General features: G+C 54.7%; 24 protein-coding genes and 1 tRNA gene. 14 read left to right on the top strand and 11 right to left on the bottom strand.

Annotation, left to right across the window (positions count from 1 at the left end):
- The first annotated feature begins 345 nt into the window (after positions 1-345).
- The 6 genes from RGB73_RS00480 to RGB73_RS00455 all read left to right on the top strand — a co-directional run bounded on the left by RGB73_RS00480 (position 346) and on the right by RGB73_RS00455 (position 8438).
- Positions 346-1770, top strand: a complete 1425-nt coding sequence (locus RGB73_RS00480; RefSeq protein ID WP_310767739.1) for an aldehyde dehydrogenase family protein — start codon at positions 346-348, stop codon at positions 1768-1770.
- Positions 1771-1794: 24 nt separating this feature from the next.
- Positions 1795-2733 (top strand): agmatinase, encoded by a 939-nt coding sequence (gene speB, locus RGB73_RS00475; protein ID WP_310767737.1) that lies wholly within the window; start codon positions 1795-1797, stop codon positions 2731-2733.
- Between the two features lie 361 nt (positions 2734-3094).
- Positions 3095-4567 (top strand): aldehyde dehydrogenase family protein, encoded by a 1473-nt coding sequence (locus RGB73_RS00470; protein ID WP_310767735.1) that lies wholly within the window; start codon positions 3095-3097, stop codon positions 4565-4567.
- A gap of 29 nt (positions 4568-4596) precedes the next feature.
- The gene (locus tag RGB73_RS00465; protein WP_310767733.1) at positions 4597-5973 is read left to right on the top strand and encodes a putrescine aminotransferase; all 1377 of its coding nucleotides are present in this window, start codon (positions 4597-4599) and stop codon (positions 5971-5973) included.
- Between the two features lie 112 nt (positions 5974-6085).
- Entirely contained in the window at positions 6086-8224 is a 2139-nt protein-coding gene (locus RGB73_RS00460; RefSeq protein ID WP_310767731.1) for a sigma 54-interacting transcriptional regulator, read from the top strand.
- A complete protein-coding gene (locus tag RGB73_RS00455; protein ID WP_310767729.1) occupies positions 8208-8438 on the top strand; it encodes a biotin/lipoyl-containing protein in 231 nt (76 codons plus the stop codon). The genes RGB73_RS00460 and RGB73_RS00455 overlap by 17 nt, the downstream gene beginning before the upstream one ends.
- A 235-nt stretch (positions 8439-8673) precedes the next feature.
- On the opposite strand, the gene RGB73_RS00450 is transcribed toward RGB73_RS00455, so the two are convergent.
- From RGB73_RS00450 to RGB73_RS00440, 3 genes are all read right to left on the bottom strand, one after another.
- Positions 8674-8940, bottom strand: a complete 267-nt coding sequence (locus tag RGB73_RS00450; protein ID WP_310767727.1) for a metal-sensitive transcriptional regulator — start codon at positions 8938-8940, stop codon at positions 8674-8676.
- Between the two features lie 61 nt (positions 8941-9001).
- On the bottom strand, positions 9002-9484 hold the full coding sequence (locus tag RGB73_RS00445) for a DsrE/DsrF/DrsH-like family protein (RefSeq protein WP_310767726.1): 483 nt from the start codon (positions 9482-9484) through the stop codon (positions 9002-9004).
- Between the two features lie 100 nt (positions 9485-9584).
- On the bottom strand, positions 9585-10373 hold the full coding sequence (locus RGB73_RS00440; protein ID WP_310767724.1) for a sulfite exporter TauE/SafE family protein: 789 nt from the start codon (positions 10371-10373) through the stop codon (positions 9585-9587).
- A 116-nt stretch (positions 10374-10489) separates the two neighbouring features.
- On the opposite strand from RGB73_RS00440, the gene RGB73_RS00435 reads away from it, so the two are divergent.
- The gene (locus tag RGB73_RS00435) at positions 10490-10660 is read left to right on the top strand and encodes a hypothetical protein (RefSeq protein WP_310767722.1); all 171 of its coding nucleotides are present in this window, start codon (positions 10490-10492) and stop codon (positions 10658-10660) included.
- Positions 10661-10697: 37 nt separating this feature from the next.
- On the opposite strand, the gene RGB73_RS00430 is transcribed toward RGB73_RS00435, so the two are convergent.
- The 4 genes from RGB73_RS00430 to RGB73_RS00415 all read right to left on the bottom strand — a co-directional run bounded on the left by RGB73_RS00430 (position 10698) and on the right by RGB73_RS00415 (position 13082).
- Entirely contained in the window at positions 10698-10922 is a 225-nt protein-coding gene (locus tag RGB73_RS00430; protein ID WP_310767720.1) for a sulfurtransferase TusA family protein, read from the bottom strand.
- A gap of 43 nt (positions 10923-10965) precedes the next feature.
- Positions 10966-12120, bottom strand: coding sequence for an MBL fold metallo-hydrolase (locus tag RGB73_RS00425; protein ID WP_310767718.1), 1155 nt, complete (start codon positions 12118-12120; stop codon positions 10966-10968).
- Between the two features lie 23 nt (positions 12121-12143).
- Positions 12144-12728, bottom strand: coding sequence for a sulfurtransferase TusA family protein (locus tag RGB73_RS00420; RefSeq protein WP_310767716.1), 585 nt, complete (start codon positions 12726-12728; stop codon positions 12144-12146).
- A gap of 265 nt (positions 12729-12993) precedes the next feature.
- A tRNA-Ser gene (locus RGB73_RS00415) sits at positions 12994-13082 on the bottom strand.
- A gap of 170 nt (positions 13083-13252) precedes the next feature.
- Between RGB73_RS00415 and RGB73_RS00410 the strand changes: the two genes are divergently transcribed.
- A complete protein-coding gene (locus tag RGB73_RS00410) occupies positions 13253-13969 on the top strand; it encodes a pseudouridine synthase (RefSeq protein ID WP_310767714.1) in 717 nt (238 codons plus the stop codon).
- 117 nt (positions 13970-14086) lie between these two features.
- Here the strand turns inward: RGB73_RS00410 and tadA are convergent, their stop codons facing one another.
- Positions 14087-14581 carry a tRNA adenosine(34) deaminase TadA gene (tadA, locus tag RGB73_RS00405; RefSeq protein ID WP_310767712.1) on the bottom strand — a complete coding sequence of 165 codons (495 nt, stop codon included), beginning with the start codon at positions 14579-14581 and terminating at the stop codon, positions 14087-14089.
- Positions 14581-15180 (bottom strand): nitroreductase family protein, encoded by a 600-nt coding sequence (locus tag RGB73_RS00400; protein WP_310767710.1) that lies wholly within the window; start codon positions 15178-15180, stop codon positions 14581-14583. The genes tadA and RGB73_RS00400 overlap by 1 nt, the downstream gene beginning before the upstream one ends.
- Before the next feature lie 284 nt (positions 15181-15464).
- Here RGB73_RS00400 and RGB73_RS00395 point away from each other — a divergent pair, with 284 nt between their 5' ends.
- Positions 15465-15962 (top strand): ribonuclease H-like YkuK family protein, encoded by a 498-nt coding sequence (locus tag RGB73_RS00395; protein ID WP_310767708.1) that lies wholly within the window; start codon positions 15465-15467, stop codon positions 15960-15962.
- A gap of 122 nt (positions 15963-16084) precedes the next feature.
- Here the strand turns inward: RGB73_RS00395 and RGB73_RS00390 are convergent, their stop codons facing one another.
- Complete coding sequence (locus RGB73_RS00390) at positions 16085-16285, bottom strand: hypothetical protein (protein WP_310767706.1); 201 nt, start codon at positions 16283-16285, stop codon at positions 16085-16087.
- 324 nt (positions 16286-16609) lie between these two features.
- Here RGB73_RS00390 and glcT point away from each other — a divergent pair, with 324 nt between their 5' ends.
- The 4 genes from glcT (at position 16610) to nagE (ending at position 20034) form a co-directional block, all read left to right on the top strand.
- Complete coding sequence (gene glcT / locus RGB73_RS00385) at positions 16610-17470, top strand: glucose PTS transporter transcription antiterminator GlcT (RefSeq protein WP_310767704.1); 861 nt, start codon at positions 16610-16612, stop codon at positions 17468-17470.
- Positions 17471-17598: 128 nt separating this feature from the next.
- Complete coding sequence (locus tag RGB73_RS00380; protein WP_310767702.1) at positions 17599-18093, top strand: PTS sugar transporter subunit IIA; 495 nt, start codon at positions 17599-17601, stop codon at positions 18091-18093.
- Between the two features lie 35 nt (positions 18094-18128).
- Positions 18129-18392, top strand: coding sequence for an HPr family phosphocarrier protein (locus RGB73_RS00375; RefSeq protein WP_310767701.1), 264 nt, complete (start codon positions 18129-18131; stop codon positions 18390-18392).
- Between the two features lie 202 nt (positions 18393-18594).
- The gene (nagE, locus tag RGB73_RS00370) at positions 18595-20034 is read left to right on the top strand and encodes an N-acetylglucosamine-specific PTS transporter subunit IIBC (RefSeq protein WP_310767700.1); all 1440 of its coding nucleotides are present in this window, start codon (positions 18595-18597) and stop codon (positions 20032-20034) included.
- A 132-nt stretch (positions 20035-20166) separates the two neighbouring features.
- Here the strand turns inward: nagE and RGB73_RS00365 are convergent, their stop codons facing one another.
- On the bottom strand, positions 20167-20511 hold the full coding sequence (locus tag RGB73_RS00365; RefSeq protein ID WP_310767699.1) for a winged helix-turn-helix transcriptional regulator: 345 nt from the start codon (positions 20509-20511) through the stop codon (positions 20167-20169).
- A 207-nt stretch (positions 20512-20718) separates the two neighbouring features.
- Here RGB73_RS00365 and RGB73_RS00360 point away from each other — a divergent pair, with 207 nt between their 5' ends.
- A complete protein-coding gene (locus RGB73_RS00360; protein ID WP_310767697.1) occupies positions 20719-21129 on the top strand; it encodes a DoxX family protein in 411 nt (136 codons plus the stop codon).
- Positions 21130-21161: the final 32 nt, after the last annotated feature.

Genomic DNA, 21161 nt, shown 5'->3' with positions numbered 1-21161 from the left:
AGGAGGGAAATACGGAAGAGAGCTGCCGACATGAGGCAGCTCTCTTCTTTCGGGAAGTTATTCAATTTTGCATATTTGATGCAAGATCGAATAGAGAACCACCGGAGTGACAACCCGGAAACGATTTCAAAATTGGCATAACTTTTGCAATAATGTGAGGACAGGAAGGATTGGCCTTCCAATGGAAAGGGCACACGAGGTGGTTGTATGCAAAACAAGCTGTTCTTAATCGCCGTCCTGCTCTCGATGATTTTGCTGCCGGCACGCGCCCATTCGGCGTAAGGCACTCTTTTTGGCAGACGAGTTTCGGACGAGACATTACTTGAAAAGACAAGGTGATCACACATGGATAAAAAGAGTCTGTTTATAAACGGTGAATGGGTGCAGGCAAGCCATTACACAACATTGACTTCTCCCTACAGCGGAGAAGTGATCGCGGAAATCCCCGCGGCGACCCCGGAGGAAGTGGATGCCGCCATCGCCGCTGCCTATGCTGCGCAAGGCAAAATGAAGTCCCTCCCTGCGCACGCCCGCGCAGAGATTCTAAGCAAGCTGGCATCCCTGCTGGAAGTGCGAGGAGAGGAAGCCGCCCGCATCATCGCGCTCGAGGCGGCCAAGCCAATTGCGACGGCGCGCGGGGAAGTGTCGCGGACGGTCCAGACGTACCGGTTTGCCGCGGAGGAAGCAAAACGGATCCACGGTGAGACGCTGCCGCTCGACGCCGCGCCCGGCGGGGAAAATCGGGTGGCCTACACAGTGCGCGAGCCGCTCGGGGTCATCGGCGCGATCACGCCTTTCAACTTTCCGATGAATCTCGTCGCCCACAAGGTCGGCCCGGCCATCGCCGCCGGAAACACCATCGTGCTGAAGCCGGCTGGCCAAACGCCGCTGTCCGCCTTTTTCCTGGCGGAGCTTCTGCAGGAAGCGGGACTGCCGGCCGGTGCGCTCAATGTCGTGACAGGCAGCGGCCGCGTTGTTGGCGATTTGATCGTCACGGATGAGCGCGTCCAGATGGTCACGTTTACCGGAAGCCCGGCGGTCGGCATCGGCATTCGCAACAAGGCTGGCCTGAAGCGCGTCACGCTGGAGCTCGGATCCAACGCCGCGCTGATCGTAGACAAAGGCGTCGATATTCAGAAAATCATTCCCCGCTGCGTCCAAGGAGCGTTCGCCTTCCAGGGGCAGGTGTGCATCTCCCTCCAGCGCGTATACGTGCACGAGGATCTCTACGAAGATTTCGCAAAAGCGTTCATGGCTGCGACCAACCGTTTGACAGCCGGCGATCCGCTCGACCCGAAGACGGATGTGTCCGCCTTGATTTCCCCTGCCGACGTGGACCGCACCCTCGCCTGGATCGAGGAAGCGAAGCAGCACGGAGCCAAAGTCATCACGGGCGGCAAGGCAGTAGGAAACGTTTTGCTGCCGACGATTTTGCTCGACGTCGATCCGGCTCAGAAGGTCTCCTGCCAGGAGGTCTTCGCCCCGATCGTCCTGATCAACAAGATCGGCTCTGTCGACGAAGGCATTGCCCTCGTCAACGACTCCCGCTACGGTCTGCAGGCGGGCATTTACACGGACAATATCCACACGGCGCTGATGGCGGCCCAGCAGCTGCACGTCGGCGGCGTGATGATCAATGACATCCCCACGTTCCGCGTCGACCACATGCCGTACGGCGGCGTGAAGGAGAGCGGAACCGGACGGGAAGGCCTGAAATACGCGGTTGAGGAAATGACCGAGATGAAACTGGTGGTGTTCAACCGCAACTAAACCGAAACCGGAGGATTACTAACCATGCAATATCCACTTACACCTGATGTCAAACCAGAATTTTGTACGACGGGAACGTTCATGCGCCTGCCCTCCAGCAGGGAAAACGCCAAGGTGGCCATCCTTGGCCAGCCGTTCGACACGGCGGCTTCCTTCCGCGTAGGAGCCCGGTTCGCCCCGCAGGCGATCCGCCAGGCCTCCATGACGCTGTTTCCCTACCATCCGACACACAAGGTGTATCCGTTTGACGACACGAACGCGATCGACATCGGAGACGTGCCGGTCATTCCGCACAACATCCACCGCAGCTACGAGCTGATGGAAGCAGCCATGCTCGATCTGATGAATAAAGGCATCGTCCCCATTGGACTTGGCGGCGACCACTCGATCACGCTGGCGTCGCTGCGGGCTGCCAAAAAGGTTTACGGACAGGTCGCGCTGATCCAGTTCGATTCGCATACGGACACGTGGGATACGTACTACGACGAGAAATACTGGCACGGCTCTCCATTCATCCGCGCCCACGAGGAAGGGCTGCTCATCCCGGACAAGGTGTTCCAGGTCGGCATCCGTGGAACGCTGAACCACCCCGGCGACCTCGAGGCGAGCTATGAGCTGGGCTACAACGTCATTACGACGCAGGAGCTGCGCAACCGAGGTATCGACGACGTGGTCAAGCAAATCAAAGCGACGATTGGGGATACGCCCTGCTTTTTGACATTTGACATCGACTTCGTCGACCCGGCTTTCGCGCCCGGCACCGGCACGCTGGAGGTCGGCGGCTTCACCAGTCACGAAGCCCTTCAAATCATCCGTTCCCTCAGCGGCATGAACTACATCGGTTTCGACCTGGTAGAGGTGCTGCCGCCTTACGATCCGACGCAGATTACGGCACTGCTGGCTGCCACGCTGATTCACGACTTTTCAGCTTTGGTAGCGTTGAAGGTGAAGGAACAGGCATAGATCTTTCAGGTGCAGCAATGCGGATCGCAGTCCTGATGGCCGGATCGCACATGTAAACACACCATCCATTTGCAGCTCTCTCGCTTGGCGTGCATTCGCTTCGCTGGAGAGCTGTTTTTTTTCGCAGCATTCGCCATGCGCGGGAGGCTAGATCGTGCCGGTGCCTCTCCCCTGTAAGACGTTTTCCCATCCGAATCCGCGAGATGAAAGTTATTCATTTTTGCATAATTTATGATTTTTTGAATAACCCATCCCTGCATCGCTCATGCCAAATCGCAGGCAGAGCCTCCTTTCCCTGTTGGCACGAGACTTGCTCATCGTAATGGCTGAAGGGAAAAGCGGAAGGGAGAGGATTCGTTGGATGTTGAACCTGAAGATGTACATCAACGGGGAATGGGTCGACGCGCAAAGCAAAAAGACCCGCGAGATTGTGAATCCCGCAAATGGAGAAGGAATCGCCCTGTCGGCAGAAGGTGACGTCGCCGATGCCCGTCACGCGATCCAAGTCGCGCGGGAGGCGTTTGACAGTGGAATCTGGTCCGACCTGCCGGCAGCCGAGCGCGCCCGTTACCTGCTGGCCATCGCCGACAAGCTCGAGCAGCGTGCGGAGGAAATCGGACGACTGGAAACGCTGGACAATGGAAAACCGCTTCGGGAAACCGCCTTTGACGTCGCGGACGCGGCAGCCTGCTTTCGTTACTACGCCGGCATGGTCACCAAGCCGGACGGCCAGACGTACCACGTCGCCGATCCCGTGCAGGCGATGGTCGTCCGAGAGCCTGTCGGCGTCTGCGGCCTGATCACGCCGTGGAACTATCCGCTGCTGATGGGCGTGTGGAAAATCGCTCCGGCGCTCGCGGCAGGCAATACAATCGTCTTCAAGCCGTCGGAAGTGACCCCGGTCACCGCGATCAAACTGTTCGAAATCATCGAGGAAGTCGGCATCCCGAAAGGCGTCGCCAACCTCGTACTGGGCCCTGGTCAGACTGTCGGCAACGAGCTGGCGGAAAGCCACCTCGTCGACAAAATCTCGTTTACCGGCGGCACCGTGACCGGGCGCAGCATCATGAAAGCGGCTACAGGCAACATCAAAAAAATCTCGCTTGAGCTGGGCGGCAAATCCCCCAATATCGTTTTTGCCGACGCCGACTTCGAGACAGCCGTCGATTATGCGCTCTTCGGCATTTTCGCCAACCAGGGCCAGGTCTGCTCTGCGGGATCCCGGCTGCTGCTGGAAGACAGTATCCACGACCGGTTCGTGGAGCGGCTGGTGGAACGAGCGAAAAAAATTCGCGTCGGCCCTGGAGACGATCCGGCGACCGAGATGGGGCCGCTCGTCAGCCAGGCGCACATGGAAAAGGTGCTGCACTACATTGAGCTGGGCAAGGCGGAAGGCGCTCGCCTCGTATGCGGCGGCAACCGCATCACCGCAAGCGGACTGGAAAAAGGATTCTTCGTCGAGCCAACCATTTTCACCGACACCACACCTTCCATGCGAATTGTCCAGGAAGAGATCTTCGGGCCGGTCCTGGCCATCCAGCGCTTCCGCGACGAGGCCGACGCGATCCGCATCGCCAACGACACGGTATACGGTCTGGCTGGCGGTGTCTTCACCCAGGACGGGGCCAAGGCGATGCGCGTCATCAAGAAGCTGCGCGCGGGCATCACCTGGATCAACTGTTACCATCCGACTTACAACGAAGCCCCTTGGGGCGGCTACAAGCAGAGCGGGATCGGCCGCGGGCTGGGCACGTACGGCTTCGAGGAGTACACCGAAGTGAAGCAAATCAACATCAACCTGGCAGTTCAGCCGACGGGCTGGTTCGAAAATTAAGAATCCAAACCATTCAGGAGGACAACACGATGAGTAAAGCTGTGGAGAGTGTGAACGTAAAAGAACAATATAAAGACGTGTACGAATATACGAAGCAGGTCCTCGACCTCATTGCAAAGGAAGAGATCACCAAGGAAGAGGCGGAGTGGGTCACCCGCCAAACCGTGGACAATTTCCGCGACCACGTCAATCCCGGCTTCCTCGGCTACCGCAAGTCGGTGACCAAGGACGGCCAGTTCGCTGCCGTCGAGTGGAAAGACGCCGGCCCCAACTCGTTCATGGACGTAAATGGCAAGGTGTACATTGACTGCCTGGGCGGCTTCGGGATCTACAACGTCGGCCACCGCCATCCGAAAGTAGTCGAGGCAGTCATCAATCAGCTCAATCGTCAGCCGCTGCACAGCCAGGATTTGCTCGACCCGCTGCGCGCCATGCTTGCCAAAATTCTCGCCGACATCACTCCAGGCGACCTGAAATACGCCTACTTCGCCAACAGCGGGACGGAGACGGTGGAAGCAGCCATCAAGCTGGCGAAAATGCACACAGGCCGCACGAGCTTCATCGCGACGACCAAAGCCTTCCACGGCAAGAGCTTGGGCTCCCTGTCCGCCACGGCCAAAGGCGTGTTCCGCAAGCCGTTTTTGCCGATGATTCCGGGCTTCCGCCACGTGCACTTCGGCGACATTGAAATGATGCGCAAAACGTTCGAGGCTTGCGCGCTCGTCGGCGAAGAGATCGCCGGGGTCATCCTGGAGCCCATCCAGGGAGAAGGCGGGGTCAACCTGCCGCCTGACGACTACCTCAAGCAGGTGCGCGAGCTGTGCGACCAGTACGGCGCTCTGCTGATCCTCGACGAAGTCCAGACCGGCATGGGCCGCACCGGCAAAATGTTTTGCTGCGAGCACTACGGCGTCGTCCCGGACATCCTCTGCCTGGCAAAAGCGTTTGGCGGCGGCATCATGCCGGCGGGCGCTGTCGTGGCGACCGAAGAAGTGTTCAAGAGCTTCTTTCCCAATCCGTTCGTCCAGACGACCACCTTTGGCGGCAATCCGCTGGCGTGTGCGGCGGCAATCGCGACGTTCAACGTCCTGATCGAAGAAAACCTGCTCGACCGCTGCACGGAAATGGGCGAATACATGCTGAAAGGCTTGCGCGAAGCAGCAGCTGCCCACAGCGACAAAGTGATGGAAGTGCGCGGTAAAGGTCTGTTGATCGGCATCGAGTTCCACAGCGACGAAATTGGCTATGAGGTGTCCAAAGGCTTGTTCGACAACGGCGTGCTCGTCGCCGGTACACTCATCAACGCCAAAACGATCCGGATCGAACCGCCGCTCACGATTACGTACGAAGAAGCGGACCGGGTCATCGAAACGTTCCGAAACGTGCTGCCGCAAATTAAGCTGTAAGCATTCCATGAGGAAAAGAAGACTGTCCACCCGGTCTTCTTTTCCGCTTTCCCGTCCTTCGAAGCCCCGTTTATAATGAAAGGAAACAATCCTGTCAGCATGGGGAGGACCTATGGCTTCAAAATGGCTTGTCAGAAAAGCGTATACCGTATCGTTTGAATCTTCCGCCAACGATTTATGGAACATCATGTCCCGGTTCAACGAGCGTTACGTGTTTGTCACGGATGCCACGCAAGACGGCAGCATCGTTGCCTACATAAGAAATACCGACATCATGCCGTTCCTCGACGATCCGGACTGGCTCAAACGGCAAGTGCGGCAGCTGCCGTTTCACACCAACCTGACGTTTTTTCAGCAGGAAGCGGACATGCTCGATTTTTTCAAAGTATTCGGCGAGGAAGTCGTCGTCATCCAGAACCGGGAAGGCAAGACAGAAGGATATCTTCATCGGGAAGACATTCTCTACTATTTGCTGACGAGCCAATCGTCCCATACCGACTGGATCCGTTCGCTGCTCAATTCCATTCCGATGGGCATCGTCATCGCCGACGTGCACGGGCGCATCGAAAACTTCAGCTCCGAGGTGCTGCGGATGATGCGCATCACTCCGGAAGAACTGCGGCGGCAGCGGGCGGGGGAATTGCTCGATCCGGCTCTGTTCCTGAAGGTCGTAGAACACGGCGAGACCATCCTCAACCACATCATCGTCAACGATCGCATCGGCGTCCTTGCCGACTTCGGTCCGATCCGCAACCAGCACGGCAACGTCACGGGAGCGATCATCGTGCTCCAGGACCTGCCGTTTATTGAAAAAATGGCGATGGAGATGGCGTACGTCAAAAATTTGAATACGGACCTGCAAGGAATATTGTCCTCCATCTACGATGAGATCCTGGTTCTGGATGAAAACGGCGTTTTGCTTCGCTACAGCGGCAATTTAATCAAGGACTTCTGGGAGATCGACAAAGAACAGCTGATCGGCCTCAACCTGATGGAGCTGGAGCACGAGGGCACTTTTTTCTCCGCTATCGTAAAAATGGTGATCGAGCGCAAGCGCAAGGTGTCGGTCACCCAGGAAAGCCGCTCTGGCAAGAATGTTTTGGCCGTCGGCAACCCCATTTTCGACGACAAGGGCAAGCTGGAGCGCATCGTCATCGCTCTTCGCGACGTGACCGAAACGATGCTGCTGAAGGAAGAGCTGCTCCAGGCCAAAAAAATGTCCGAAAAATACAAAAAAGAACTGGAGCACCTGCGCGACCAGAAACAATACGGCAAAAGCCGGCAGCTGATCTACGCAAGCGAGCAGATCGAGAAAGTGATGAAGTACATCCACAAGATCGCCGGCACGTCCTCGACCGTCCTGTTGACCGGAGAATCAGGGGTGGGCAAAGAGGTGTTTGCCCGGACGATCTACGAGCTGGGGGCCCGCAGCAGCAAGCCGTTCGTCAAAGTCAACTGCGGGGCCATCCCCGAGACGCTCCTGGAAAGCGAACTGTTCGGCTACGAGAAAGGAGCCTTTACCGGGGCGAATTCCAACGGAAAGCCCGGATATTTCCGGATGGCGCACAAAGGCGTCCTGTTTTTGGACGAGATCGGCGAGATGCCGCTCAATCTTCAAGTGAAGCTCCTGCGGGTGCTGCAGGAGAGGGAGATCATCCCGGTCGGGGGCTCGGAGGTCGTCGAGGTCGATGTGCAAATTATCGCCGCCACCAACAAGAACCTCGAGAAAATGGTGGAAGAGGGTACATTCCGCGAAGACCTGTACTACCGGCTGAACGTCATCCCCGTCGCGATTCCACCGCTGCGCGACCGGCCCGAGGACATCCCGCTGATCGGCCTCCACTTTTTGCAAACGTTTAACGAGAAGTACCAGCGGAACGCGCAGCTGTCCCAGGACGCCCTGGACTTGCTCGAGTCCTACTCCTGGCCGGGCAACGTCCGCGAGCTGCAAAACATCATCGAGCGGCTCGTCGTGACCGCCGACGAAGATTTGATTGAGGCTCACCACATCACCCCTTTGCTGAAAAAAGGGAAGAAACAGTATTTGAAGCAGCGCCTGACCAAGATCATGCCGCTGAAGGAAGCGACGAGGGCAATGGAGGAGCAGTTGATCAAGATGGCGATGGACGAGTATAAAACGACCTCCATGGCAGCCAAAATGCTGGGTGTCAGCCAGTCCACCATTAGCCGCAAGTATCAGGAAATCCAAGAGAAACTAAGTCGGGGTGAGCAGATTGGCTTTAAAGTATGACGTCGTATCCCCTATCGCTGGGACGATCACCCGTATCCGCTTCCTTCCAGGGGGACGGGTGGAGGAGGGCGAAGTGCTTTTCACGCTGGATCAGGCAGGCAAGTCGGTGGACATCCTCTCGCCTGTGAGCGGCTATGCAGACGGGCTGGAGGTGGAGCAAGGAGAAGTGGTGATCGCAGGGATGATTTTGGCGGCGATCAGGTACATAGACTGATTCTGACAGCGCTTCGCGATTACCTTAGCGGATGCGTGAAGCCGCTGACTTTTCAAAACATGCAGGTGTCAGGCGCGTGCCGGATCTGGCGCGCGTTTGTGATACAACGCAAAATAAGGCTCCGCTGCTTAGCTTTTCAGCTTGGCGGAGCCTTTTTCTATGGCGGATGTCTCCGCCGAGACGGAATTTCGTTTTTATGCGGGCATCTCTCCTCTTCCCGTGAATGGCCGATCGGTCAGCGGCTTTTTACCAGCAGCTCCACCGCTTCCTTGACCATTTTGCCGGGGTCCCCGCCCGATGCCTGCTCGTCCAGCAAGCAGCGTTGGAGATTTTCCGCCACGATCTGCGCGATCGCTCTATCTGTCGCATTGCGCACAGCTGACAGTTGGGCGACAACATCCTTGCAGTTCTTCTGCTCATCCATCATTTTCAAAACTCCGCGAACCTGTCCCTCGATTCTGCGCAGCCGCTTTTTGATATCATCACCGTAGTTGTAATCCATTTGCTCTACCTCCTTTATCAAGTATACATATACAGGTATACCATCCGAAAGTGGGAACGGTTTAAATAAACAAATTCACTTTGGCCTGTGTGGCATCTCCCAAGTAAGCCGCTACACCGGCGAACTCCATGCCGTCGACCAGCTCTTCCTGCTTGAGCCCCAGCAGATCCATCGTCATCGTACAAGCTACCAGCTTCACTCCCTGCTCCTGAGCCAGCTCGATCAGCTGCGGCAGCGTCAGGGCGTTGTGCTTCTTCATGACGTGCTTGATCATTTTCGGTCCCATCCCCAGCATGTTCATCTTGGACAATCCGAGCCGTTTCGCCCCTCGAGGCATCATCCAGCCAAACGCCTTTTCCAAAAATCCTTTGTTTGTTTTCACGATTTCGTCTTTGCGCATGGTGTTCAATCCCCAAAAGGTAAAGAAGATCGTGACATCATGATCGTAGGCTGCCGCGCCGTTTGCGATGATGAAGGCGGCGATGGCTTTGTCCAGATCTCCGCTGAACAGGACGATGGTCGTTTTTTCTTTTTGCGTATCCATGGAAAACCCCTCTCCTTTTTGAATCCGATTTATACCAATACCCCTATGGGTAATAAAATGCGCGCAGAGCGCCCCTGCAAGCAAGGCCCTTCCTTTTCGCTTACAAGATGTCACTCCAAATTTTGATCGCGGTCGCACAGATCAGAACCAGCAAGCCGTAACGCAAGACGTTTACGTTAATTTTGGCGCTGATGCGGCTCCCGAGCGGTGCGCCGATCACGCTGCCAATCACCGTGAACAGCACAGGCCAAAGCGGAATATGTCCTGCCGTCAGCTTTCCTGCTACACCACCGATGGCGGAAATGAATACAATGGCCAATGAAGAGGCGATTGTCACCCTCGTCGGAATCCTTAGCACGGTCAGCATGATGGGGATGAGTATAAAAGCTCCCCCTGCCCCCACGATTCCGGACACCGTCCCGACGAGAAACGCAGAAGGAATGGCGATGCTCCGGTTGTAGGCGACATCCTTCACGCTCTCTTCATTCGCTCTGTTTTTCATCAGCATCAGGACGACGGCCACAATAGCCAAAATGCCGTAGACCAGATTGATGCTGCTTGCCGACAAGTACTTCGAGGTGACCCCGCCAAGCAGGCTGCCCAAAAGGATGCTGATCCCCATGTCTTTCACCAGACCTTTGTGAATCTGCGGCGAGCTTTTTCCGTTTTTCCTGCGGAAGGCCAGCACCCCTGACAGCGAGGAAAAAAACACCTGGAACATGGAAATCGACGACACTTCCTGCGCGGTGAAGTGGCCGACCCCCAGCCAATCCGGCACGAAGAGCAGCAACGGATAGTTGATGATCGCTCCGCCTATGCCGAGCAGGCCGGAAAAGAACGAGCCGACCAATCCCAACAAAAGCATTAGTACAAACAATGGTGCGTCCATGCGCCCTCCTTCCTCCCCAAAAGGGGCTGACCGAAAACTCTCCTTGCCTGCTTTTCAAATGAGCGCTTCTCGGTTAAAATAAATCCAAGTATTTTAATGTGAATAAGGTGGTATAAATGATTCGATATTTACAATCGATCTTTCAACATCGTTGCCCCACCTGCGGCGAGCCTCTACGTTCCCAAGTCGACGAATGGCGCTGCGAAAAAACGTGCCCGAACGGCCATTACAGAGAAGAGACGTTTACCCACCTGGGTGTTCGCATCGTCTACGAGGACGGGAAATGAGCGAACACGCCGCGACGTGACGTGCCCGCCCGTCTTTTTACAATTTTTTGACCAAAAACTTGTAGACCCCGTTTTCCTCCTCCTGGGCTACCAGTTCATTCTTGGTTTGTTTGACCCACGCCTGAAAATCGTTGAGCGAGCCTTTATCCGTGGAAAGCACCTCCATGGTTTGGCCAGGTGCCAGGCTATCCAGTGCTTTTTTTGCTTTGACGATCGGCATGGGGCATGCCATTCCTTTTGTATCTACAATGATATCCGCCATGTTCGTTTCCTCCCTTTCTACCTGTTTTCACAGATGTTATGAATTACGCCTGCTCATGCACCGCGCAGCGATTTGGACCGATTTCCATTTCGTGCTGCTGCTCGGCATCCGGCGTTATTTTTCCCATGTTGGTTTGACGAATTTCCTGGTACGCATGGGGCTGCGGCGGCAGGTTTTCCGTCACCGCCCTGCGGAACTCGCTTTCGTCCTTCATTTGCAGACCGGGATTGTTGGCGAACAGGTCACCCAATCGGGCGGATACTTTTCCTCCCTCGCCCAGCTCGATATAGCTGCCAAAGTGGGCGGGCAGGACGATCAGGTTCATCGGGAGTCCCTTGAATCGATTATACAAAGTATTGCGCAGATCTCCCACCCAATCTTCCGCTTTACCTGCCAGATCCGGTCGTCCGATCGAGGCTACGAACAGAATGTCTCCAGTAAGCAAGTACGTATCGTCCAGGATGATCGATGTACTCCCAATGGTATGACCCGGGGAATAGATGGGGTGAATGGAGAGCGTCGAGCTTCCAATCCGAATGTCCCGGCCTTCCTCCAGTTTCTCATACGGGAACTGCACTTCTTCCGCATCCTTTTCCGGAAGCCAGTACGTAGCTCCTGTTTGCTCTGCCAGCATTCTCCCGCCTGAAATGTGGTCGGCGTGCAGGTGCGTGTCCAGCGTGTGCACGATCGAGACACCGAGCTTCCCGGCAAATTCCGTGTACACATCGGTCATGCGCAGCGTGTCGATCACCGCTGCTTTTCCGTCTGATACCACCATGTAGGACAGGCAGCCTTTTCCGATCCGCACAAATTGGTACAGTTCTCCTCCCCCACGGAGGTCCCCTACCTTCACGGGTTCCAGGTGCTCGCTCCATGCCCTCATGCCGCCCTGCAAGTAATGCACATTGGGGATACCCGCTTCGAGGAGCTTTTCCGCCACGAAGATCGACGACCCTTCCTTGGCGCAAACGACCAACACCTTTTGCCCTGCAGGAATTTTGTCCAAAACCCGCTCGACTCCGTCCATCAGCTCAAAGTAAGGGACATTGATGATATCGACGTGATGGCCTTCGATCTTCCAATCACGAAAATCGCTCTCATTCCGCACATCCAGGATGAACAACGGCTGTTTTTGAAACAGTATTTGCGTCAGTTCGTGTGGTGTCATCGGATGCAAAGCCGTTTGTTGTTGGTTCATGTTCCTTCCCCCTTATCGTTGGCTTATTGTTGGCTTTCTGTCGGTCCTGTCCATCCTGCCATTCCGGGAACGACATTTTTGACTCGGGTGAAGCCTTTTTCCGCGAGCAAGCGGCAAGCCAGGTCACTGCGATTGCCGGAGCGGCACACGACAACGATCTCATCTTCCGGGTTCAATTCCCCAATCCGCTCCTCCAATACCCCCAGAGGTATTGAAATTGACGCAGGAATGCGCTGAAACGCATATTCCGCCGGTTCCCTTACATCCAGGACGACGATTGGCTCCCGCTTTTCCAGCTTGTACGCCAGCTCTTCATTGGAGATCGTATGAGGAAATTTCGTTTCCTCCTTGGTCTCCCCGTCATTGGCCTTGCGGAGAAAATGCCTGAGCACCTCTCCTTCGTGAACAGTCCCCAGATACTGATGTCCCGTGTTTTTGGCCCAGCCTTGCATGTCGGCCAGCGAACCCTTGTCCGTCGCCTGTACCTCGATCACCTGCCCTGGCAGCAGCGCGTCTATAGCCTTCTTCGTCCGAACGATCGGCATCGGACAGGCAAGCCCTTTGCAATCCAATACTTGATCGGCCGAAATCGTCTGTCTTGCTGTCATCTATACCCCTCCCTGTTTTTGCTGTCACCTTTTTCACTTCGGGGGCTCCGCCTGAAAGCGTAGCGTGTACGAAATAGTTTTCGGCTTCGTATACTAATACCCCTATGGGTATATAGTAAGCAGAGAATGTCCTGCTGTCAATCCCTTCGCCGAATATGGCTTTATGGGAGTACCTGCCTGTATGCCAAATAGGGGGAGACCTTTTCCCTAGAAAAAGAAAAAAGCACGACCTTGCCACTCGGGCAAAATCATGCTTCCTGGTAAGCGGAGAGAGTGGGATTCGAACCCACGCACGCCTCACGACGCCTAACGCATTTCGAGTGCGTCCCCTTATGACCACTTGGGTATCTCTCCATGATTTGAAGTTCGATCAGAAACATTATTAACTATAGCAAATCTCCGGACAAAATGCAAGACTTTATCTCTCCATTCCTCTTGATTTGCGAACCGTATTAGGCCAAACTAATAATCATACCCACCAGGTTCAGACTGCTTTATAGATGAAAGAAAAGTGAGGAACATACATGAAACGTGAGCGTTTGGATAAAGTGCTTGCCAATATGGGACTGGGCACACGCAAGGAAGTGAAGGCCCTGGTCAAGCAGCGGCTGGTCGTCGTCGATGGCGAGGTCGCTACCGATCCCGGCATGCACGTGATCGCGGAGGAACAGGAGATCGTCGTAGACGGAGAGCCATTGAACTTCAAACGTTGGGTCTATGTCATGATGAACAAGCCGCCGGGAGTGGTCTCTGCTACGGAGGACAACCTCCACGAGACCGTCGTGGACCTCTTGCCTTATGAATGGGCAATCAAGGTGCATCCGGTCGGACGGCTCGATATTGATACGGAAGGACTCTTGCTGTTGACCAATGATGGACAGCTGTCGCATAACCTGCTGTCTCCAAAGAAAAAGGTCGACAAGGAGTATTTCGCCCGCATCGATGGCCGGGTAACGGAGCGCCATGTCGAGGAATTCGCCAAAGGAGTGGAGCTGGAGGATTTCACGACTTTGCCTGCCAAGCTGGAGATCCTCTCGTCAGGCGACACCTCCGAGATCCGCGTCACGATCATGGAAGGCAAGTTCCATCAGGTAAAGCGCATGTTTGCCGCTTTCGATCTGAACGTGACCTACCTGCAGCGCATCCGCATGGGCCCTCTGCATCTCGACCCCGCTCTCAAGCCGGGTGAATACCGCGAGCTGACCGAGGAAGAGCTGGACATGCTGCAAAACCAGCGGTAATAAGAAAACCTCTATCGAAGCACTTCAAGGATGAGCGACCGCGATTTAGAACAAACGAACCGCCCGCAGGCTTTTCGCCGATGCCGGGCGGTTCGTTTTTCCGACGATAAACTCCGTTCAGTCACCGTTTGTCTGCCGCTTTTGGCGCAAGGCTCGGAAGAAGTCCTTCAGCATTTGTCCGCATTCCTCCCCAAGAACCCCCTCCACGACAGGGACCTGGTGGTTAAAACGGGGCTCTTCCAGCAGGTTCATCAACGTGCCGGCGCATCCTGCTTTGGGATCGCGCGCTCCGTACACGACCTGCTCGATCCTGCTCTGCACGATGGCACCCGCGCACATCGGGCAAGGCTCGAGGGTCACGTACAGCGTACAGCCGATCAGCCGCCATCCCCCGAGCCGCTCGCTGGCTTCGCGGATGGCGATCATTTCCGCATGCAGCGTAGGATCCTTTTGCGTCTCCCGCAGATTGTAGCCACGGCCGACGATTTCCCCGCCGCGCACGATGACGGCTCCGATCGGCACTTCTCCGAGCGCGGCCGCTTTTGCCGCTTCTTCCATGGCTGCTTTCATGTAAACTTCATGCTGCGTATACTGCTCTTGTTCCAGTCCCATCACTTTTCCGCAAACACGCCTTCCATCACGGTTTCGGACAGCTCGCGGCGAGTGGATGGTTTTTCCCTCTCTTGGAGCGCCTCGGGCAGCACTTCCTTATCCCCTTGGTAACCGATGGCGATGACCACTTGCGGCTCATACCCATCGGGGATTCCCAGCACTTCGCTCGCTTTTTCCCGGTCAAACCCGCCCATGACGTGCGTAATCAAGCCTTGGCGGCTGGCTTCCAACGAGAGGAATCCGCATGCCGCGCCTGTGTCGAAGGCATAGGCCCGGTTGTGGGTTCCTCGCGAGCTGATCGTTTTTGCGACTGCGAGGATCAACACAGGCGCTTTTTCGCACCAGACACGGTTCGCATCCGCGATAAACGAGTAAAACCGCTCCTTGTCTTCCTGGCTGCGGGCAAGAACAAAACGCCACGGCTGTTCATTGTTCGCAGATGGCGCCCATCGTGCGGCTTCGAGCACGCTGTACAGCACTTCTTCCGGAATCGGGTCGGACTTGTACGAACGCGGAGACCAGCGGTTCAAAAACACAGGATCTATGTCGTGGGATGCTTTGCGGTTTTCTTTTACCAGAGGGAGAATTTGATTCATCATGTTTGTGTGAGCCTCCTGCATGTTTGTTTGGTTTGGGGAAGGGTCCCCGCTCATTTTTATAAATAAGAACCAGGTTCTTAGTTATCGAATTTCATTGTGGATCCATCACTTGGTATTGGCTAGTACGGCTCGTTGCATAGTAGGGCGAGGAGAACCTCCGCTATTTGATTGATTCGTTACGTTTTTGTCCTTACCTTTCACATACTCTCTGGGAGATTACATACATTAATGATGTACGGGTCATGCATGGATTCTTTAGATTGCCTCGATCTGGAGGGATGTGAGTGGGTTTAACCTCTGCAGGTACGCTGTTTGATTGCTTTCACAGTCCGACGAGAGGAGTACTTCCCAAGGAGGATGTGTTCTCCCTGATCGAACAAACGGTCACGTCCATGCCGGGTCCATTTGAAATTATCGTAGGGGCCGACTCGCAACTCAAGAGCCGTGGAACATTTTTTGCCCTAGTCATCACGGTCATTCGCCCTGGACATGGAGGCACATTCTTTTACCACAAATTTCAGGAGCGTCGTTACTCATCGCTGCAGCAGCGCATTTTCCAGGAAGCCATGTACGCCGTAGGCCTCGCCACAGAGATACGCCAATATTTGCGCGAACACCAGCATGACACGCCGATCCGGCTGCATTTTGACATCGGAACGAATGGCCCTACCCGTAAGTTTATCCAGTCCCTGCTAAGCTTAGCAGAGACGAACCATTTCCGCGCCGAGATCAAGCCGAACTCGTTTTGCGCTTCGACCATTGCGGACAAATTCACCAAATGACCGGGCAGACTGGCGGATCACACCTGCGCATCCGTCAGTTTGTTTTGTTATTCGCGAACGGGCTTCGCAAGTCCTTTTTCCATGTCCTCTTCAAGTGCCACGCAGCAGGACAGGGAGCGGACTTAATCGCTTGTGAACAGGATCACCAGACCCGCTATGAAAATGGCGAGTGACATCAGACTGGATTTTCTCATGAAGCCCTCCAGCACTCTCACCAGGAAAATCAGTGCAACGAAGAGAAAGGCGACACGCGGCGAAAAAGTGCCAAGCGTAATGCTTGCGAGGTCATAGATCAGCATGCCGGCAAAAAGGACGAGCTCCACAGCCAGGTACTCCCTTTTTCTTCCTCGGAATAAATGGATAAACATGTCCATCCGCACCTTTGTTTTGATTCTTATGCCCTTTGTAACTTTACCATATTTTGGGGCAATCCTTCTGGTAAAAAGATACGCATTCCCCCTTCGTACAAGGGAATTGACAACGAAAAAATCGTACGCTATGATAAAGATCAATTAAAGCGTTTTCACACAGGCGTGTTACTGGTAAAGCAGGCATGAGCCGAGAAGATCTTTTTATTAGTAAAAAGGTTTTTTCGGCTTTTTCTTATGCACCGTAACCGTTTGGGGCTCACAAGGTGGTGGAATTGGTTGTCCCGCGAACATGAAAAACCATATGCGATCACACGCGTGTTGAACCACAACGTCGTACTCGTTGAGGAACCCGAGACCAAGCAGGAGATCGTGCTGTTCGGCAAAGGGATCGGATTCGGCGCCAAGCCCGGGAATGCCATTCCTGCCCACGACCCTCGGGTGGAGAAGCGCTTTCGGTTGGAAAGTGAAAGCCATCAAAAGCAGTACCAGACCATTCTCAGTCAGGTCGATCCTGCTGTCGTAGGCATTGCGGAAGAAATCATCGCGCTTGTCGCCAGCGAGATCACCCCGAAATTGAACGAGCACGTCCACGTGGCTTTGCCCGACCATATCCAGTTCGCCATCTACCGGTTGAAAAACGGCATGGAGATCATAAATCCGTTCCTGTTTGAGATTCAGTCGCTGTACGCCAAAGAATACGCGTTGGCAAAACGGGCGGCAGAGATGATCAAGAAGGCGTTTGGGCAGGATATCCCTGAAAGCGAAATCGGCTTTTTGGCCCTGCACATCCACTCGGCCATCAGCTATATGCCGGTCAGCAAAACGGTCCAATTCACCAACATGATCAACGAACTGGTGAATATCATTGAACAAAAGACCGGCATTACGATTGAGCGCAGTACCGTCGACTACGTGCGGCTCATCACTCACCTGCGCTTTGCCGTCGATCGCATCCGCCAGCAAAAGTCGATTCAAAATCCATTGCTGGACCGGGTCAAAACAATGATTCCGGAAGCCTATCAGCTAGCCTCCGAGCTGGCCGCCCACATCTCGTCCCGATTGGAAATGGCAGTACCGGAAGACGAGATCGGCTACATGGCCATGCACGTGTTTCGTTTGCTGCAACAACAACCATAAATATCGATCATCCTGCGTGTTACTAGTTCGACTAGGCATGAGCGGCGAGAACATACGGACATAGTAAGTATGTCGTATGTATGGAGCCTGCTCATGCCTATTTTCGTTCAACGCAAAAGGAGGAAGTTATGCTACGCAGTTTATTTTCTCGCAAAAAACAGCAAGAAGTGACCTTTCTCGCCCCTTTGACCGGAGCCATCGTGCCGCTATCCGAAGTACCGGATCCCGTCTTTGCCCAGAAAGTAGTGGGAGACGGCGTAGCGATCCTGCCTTCCGAGGGGCTTTTGATCTCCCCGATCGACGCCAAAGTGACGCACCTGTTCCCGACCCACCATGCCATCGGCCTCACCAGCGATTCCGGCCTGGAGATCCTCATGCACATCGGGATCGACACCGTCAAGCTGAAAGGGCAAGGCTTCACGCCGTTTGTCTCCGTCGGGGACCAGGTGAAGGCGGGCGACAAGCTGATCCAGTTTGACTCTGCCGCTTTGGAGCAAGCCGGATGCCCGATCGTGACACCGATCGTGATTACCAACCAGGATGTCGTAGCGGAAAAGAATGTCGTGGCCAAGGCCAACGTGCAAGCAGGCCAGGACCCGCTCATGACTGTTCTTTTGAAATAGACTACAAACAGATTTCGTAGCGGGAGGGGAACCCCATGATCGAGTTTCAGGTGACTGTCACCGTAGAAGGCGGGCTGCACGCGCGCCCTGCCGCCCTGTTGGTCAGTCGCGCATCCAGGTCCCAGTCTAAAATCACCTTGAACAAGGGCGATAAAACAGTGGACGCGCGAAGCATTCTCGGCATTATGACGCTGGGAGTATCGCAAGGCGACCAATTGCTCATCCAGATCGATGGCTCGGATGAAGAAGATGCCGCCGCGCAGATCCAGGACTTGTTCCATCAAGAATTCGCGGGTTGATGGCAACAAAGCCGCTTCGTTCATGCCGAAAGGGAAAAACAACAAAGCAGATGAGCTGTTTTGTTGTTTTTTCCCTCGGTTTGTAAGCGATTCCATTTTTGATCAGAACAGTCGTCTCCGGCCATTCTTCGAGCTCTCATCCTCTGCCTTTCATCCGGAGCATGACTTGCTGATAACCATTTCATTTTAAGGAGGTTTTTCTATGCTCGCCTTTCTGCAAAAGATTGGGAAAGCCTTGATGCTCCCAGTCGCCACTTTGCCGGCCGCGGCGCTCTTGCTCCGCTTCGGTGCCATCAACTACGAAACCGAGTTCCACCTCGGACCTGCTGTCGGTGGTTTTCTGAACCAGTACATTGCGCCATTCTTGAATGCCGGCGGATCTGCTATTTTCGATAACTTATCCTTGATCTTCGCCGTCGGGGTCGCAATCGGCCTGGCAGGAGACGCCGTCGCCGCCCTGGCTGCTGTCATCGCCTACATGGTGCTGACTGCGGTGCTCTCCAAGGTGCCTGCCGCCATGCCATTCATCGCCGACGAAGCGAAACTGAACATGGGCGTACTGGGCGGTATCCTGGCGGGCGGTGTGGCTGCATACTGCTACAACCGCTACCACAACATCAAGCTCCCCGAGTGGCTGGGCTTCTTCGGCGGGAAGCGCTTCGTTCCGATCGTTACCTCGCTTAGCATGGTCATCATCGGACTCATCTTCGGGATTATCTGGGGCCCGATCCAGGATGCCTTGACCAGCATGGGGAACTGGATCGTAGGGTTGGGTGCGATTGGCGCCGGTTTGTTCGGGTTCTTCAACCGTTTGCTCATTCCGTTTGGTCTGCACCACGTATTGAATGCCATCGCCTGGTTCCAGATCGGTGACTTTACCGATGCGGCAGGAAAAGTAGTCCATGGCGACCTGAACCGCTTCTTTGCCGGCGACAAATCGGCCGGTATGTTCATGACCGGATTCTTCCCAATCATGATGTTCGCTCTGCCAGCGGCCGCTTTCGCCATCATCCACACGGCGAAGCCGGAAAAACGCAAAGCAATCGCCTCCGTCTTCATCGGTACGGCTCTCGCATCGTTCCTGACAGGGATTACGGAGCCGCTCGAGTTTGCATTCATGTTCGCTGCGCCCCTGCTGTACGTGATCCACGCGATCTTGACGGGTGTTTCCGGGTATATCGTCACTGCGATGGGCATCAAGCACGGCTTTGGCTTCTCCGCTGGCTTGATCGACTACGCACTGAACTTCCCGCTTTCCACCAATGCTTGGCTGATCATCCCGATCGGTCTGGCGTTTGCGGTCGTGTACTACTTCCTGTTCCGCATCCTGATCGTGAAATTGAACATCAAGACGCCGGGACGAGAGGATGACGATGCAGAAGTCAGCAAAACCGGAGGAGCCAACACCATGCAGGAAAAAGCAAAACAAGTACTGACCCTGATCGGCGGAAAAGAAAACATCGTCAACGTCGACGCGTGCATTACCCGCCTGCGCCTGATCCTCAAGGACGACAAGATCGTCAACGAGAAAGGCTTGAAAGAGCTCGGTGCAGCCGGCGTGATGAAGCTCGGCCAAGGAAGCGTGCAGGTAGTCTTCGGTACCCAATCGGAGCTGCTGAAAGACGAAATCACGAAGCTGTAGCGGCTTCCGCTTTTTTGCCAGATAATGAACGAGGCCCGGTAACGGTTTGAGCCGTACCGGGCCATTTTTTATGTTTGCGCGGGAAGCGTCGGAAGCGTACCCGGCGCTATTGTCATTTCATCGTGGCCATGCCTATTCACAGCAGTCTGCTGCATCTTCCGCCTTCAGTTCAATCCATTCCTGAGCCCAGCTTTCAATGCCTTTCAATACCGGTTCCAGGGCGAGGCCCATGTCAGTCAACGAGTACTCCACCCGTATGGGAGCCGAATCGGTGTATACTTGCCGATGCACAAGACCTTCCTTCTCCAGATCCTTCAGACGTTCAGAAAGCAGCCTTCCGCTTACAGGCAGAGCCCCTTCCAGCGCGCAAAAGCGCTGAGGTCCCTCCAGCAATTGATATAAGATTAACCCTGTCCATCGTTTTCCAAGCAACTGCATGCCTTTTTCAAATTTGGGACAGAGGGAGGACTGTTTCATCGGAATCACCCCATTCTCTTTTCAGTATACCGCTCTTTCGCTCATCCATCAAAAAGAATGATTGGGAAGGGCGCTTTTAAAGTGCAGCTTGGTGGCATATGTTACCTGCCAAAGAATGATCTTGACTCGGTTTATTTATTATTATAAACTTACTAACGAAAAGTAACAAAGTTACTTAGTATAAATGATTCCAGGAGGTACTTATACATGTCTTCTCGATTTGAATGGAGCGCCATCGTCTTGCGCATCATTGCCGGCATCACGTTTGTCATTCACGGTATCGCCAAGTTTCAAATGGGGCTGGATAACGTCGCAGGGTTCTTCGGATCGATGGGACTTCCGGCCTTTATCGCTTACTTTGTCGCTTTCGTGGAAGTCATCGGCGGCATTGCGCTGATTTTGGGTTTGGGCACCCGCGTATTTTCTGCGGTCATGGCGATCGTCATGGCTGGTGCGATCATCAAAGCGAAGCTGCCTGCGGGTTTTATGGGTGGACAAGGCGGAGCCGGCTACGAGCTCGAACTGGCACTGCTTGCTATCACTCTGTCCCTCGCCATCAGCGGAAGTACCAAATACAGTTTGGATGGCGTACTCTTTGGCAAAAAGAACATCGCGTAACGTACATTCCAAAATCAAAGCGCCTGCAGCCG

This window comes from Brevibacillus brevis, from assembly GCF_031583145.1.
GTDB classification, from domain to species: Bacteria; Bacillota; Bacilli; order Brevibacillales; family Brevibacillaceae; genus Brevibacillus; species Brevibacillus brevis_E.
Note: the sequence above shows the minus strand (reverse complement) of the source record. Positions and strands in the feature narration are given on the sequence as shown.

Bases quoted from the DNA above. Each gene is read 5' to 3' on its own strand.
- RGB73_RS00400 (WP_310767710.1), bottom strand. From the start codon at position 15,180: ATGATGAATCAAATTCTCCCTCTGGTAAAAGAAAACCGCAAAGCATCC.
- tadA (WP_310767712.1), bottom strand. From the start codon at position 14,581: ATGGGACTGGAACAAGAGCAGTATACGCAGCATGAAGTTTACATGAAA.
- RGB73_RS00480 (WP_310767739.1), top strand. From the start codon at position 346: ATGGATAAAAAGAGTCTGTTTATAAACGGTGAATGGGTGCAGGCAAGC.
- RGB73_RS00450 (WP_310767727.1), bottom strand. From the start codon at position 8,940: ATGGATTACAACTACGGTGATGATATCAAAAAGCGGCTGCGCAGAATC.
- RGB73_RS00425 (WP_310767718.1), bottom strand. From the start codon at position 12,120: ATGAACCAACAACAAACGGCTTTGCATCCGATGACACCACACGAACTG.
- speB (WP_310767737.1), top strand. From the start codon at position 1,795: ATGCAATATCCACTTACACCTGATGTCAAACCAGAATTTTGTACGACG.
- RGB73_RS00440 (WP_310767724.1), bottom strand. From the start codon at position 10,373: ATGGACGCACCATTGTTTGTACTAATGCTTTTGTTGGGATTGGTCGGC.
- RGB73_RS00410 (WP_310767714.1), top strand. From the start codon at position 13,253: ATGAAACGTGAGCGTTTGGATAAAGTGCTTGCCAATATGGGACTGGGC.
- RGB73_RS00470 (WP_310767735.1), top strand. From the start codon at position 3,095: ATGTTGAACCTGAAGATGTACATCAACGGGGAATGGGTCGACGCGCAA.
- RGB73_RS00445 (WP_310767726.1), bottom strand. From the start codon at position 9,484: ATGGATACGCAAAAAGAAAAAACGACCATCGTCCTGTTCAGCGGAGAT.
- RGB73_RS00430 (WP_310767720.1), bottom strand. From the start codon at position 10,922: ATGGCGGATATCATTGTAGATACAAAAGGAATGGCATGCCCCATGCCG.
- RGB73_RS00435 (WP_310767722.1), top strand. From the start codon at position 10,490: ATGATTCGATATTTACAATCGATCTTTCAACATCGTTGCCCCACCTGC.
- RGB73_RS00365 (WP_310767699.1), bottom strand. From the start codon at position 20,511: ATGAAACAGTCCTCCCTCTGTCCCAAATTTGAAAAAGGCATGCAGTTG.
- RGB73_RS00375 (WP_310767701.1), top strand. From the start codon at position 18,129: ATGATCGAGTTTCAGGTGACTGTCACCGTAGAAGGCGGGCTGCACGCG.
- RGB73_RS00360 (WP_310767697.1), top strand. From the start codon at position 20,719: ATGTCTTCTCGATTTGAATGGAGCGCCATCGTCTTGCGCATCATTGCC.
- nagE (WP_310767700.1), top strand. From the start codon at position 18,595: ATGCTCGCCTTTCTGCAAAAGATTGGGAAAGCCTTGATGCTCCCAGTC.
- RGB73_RS00465 (WP_310767733.1), top strand. From the start codon at position 4,597: ATGAGTAAAGCTGTGGAGAGTGTGAACGTAAAAGAACAATATAAAGAC.
- RGB73_RS00380 (WP_310767702.1), top strand. From the start codon at position 17,599: ATGCTACGCAGTTTATTTTCTCGCAAAAAACAGCAAGAAGTGACCTTT.
- RGB73_RS00460 (WP_310767731.1), top strand. From the start codon at position 6,086: ATGGCTTCAAAATGGCTTGTCAGAAAAGCGTATACCGTATCGTTTGAA.
- RGB73_RS00420 (WP_310767716.1), bottom strand. From the start codon at position 12,728: ATGACAGCAAGACAGACGATTTCGGCCGATCAAGTATTGGATTGCAAA.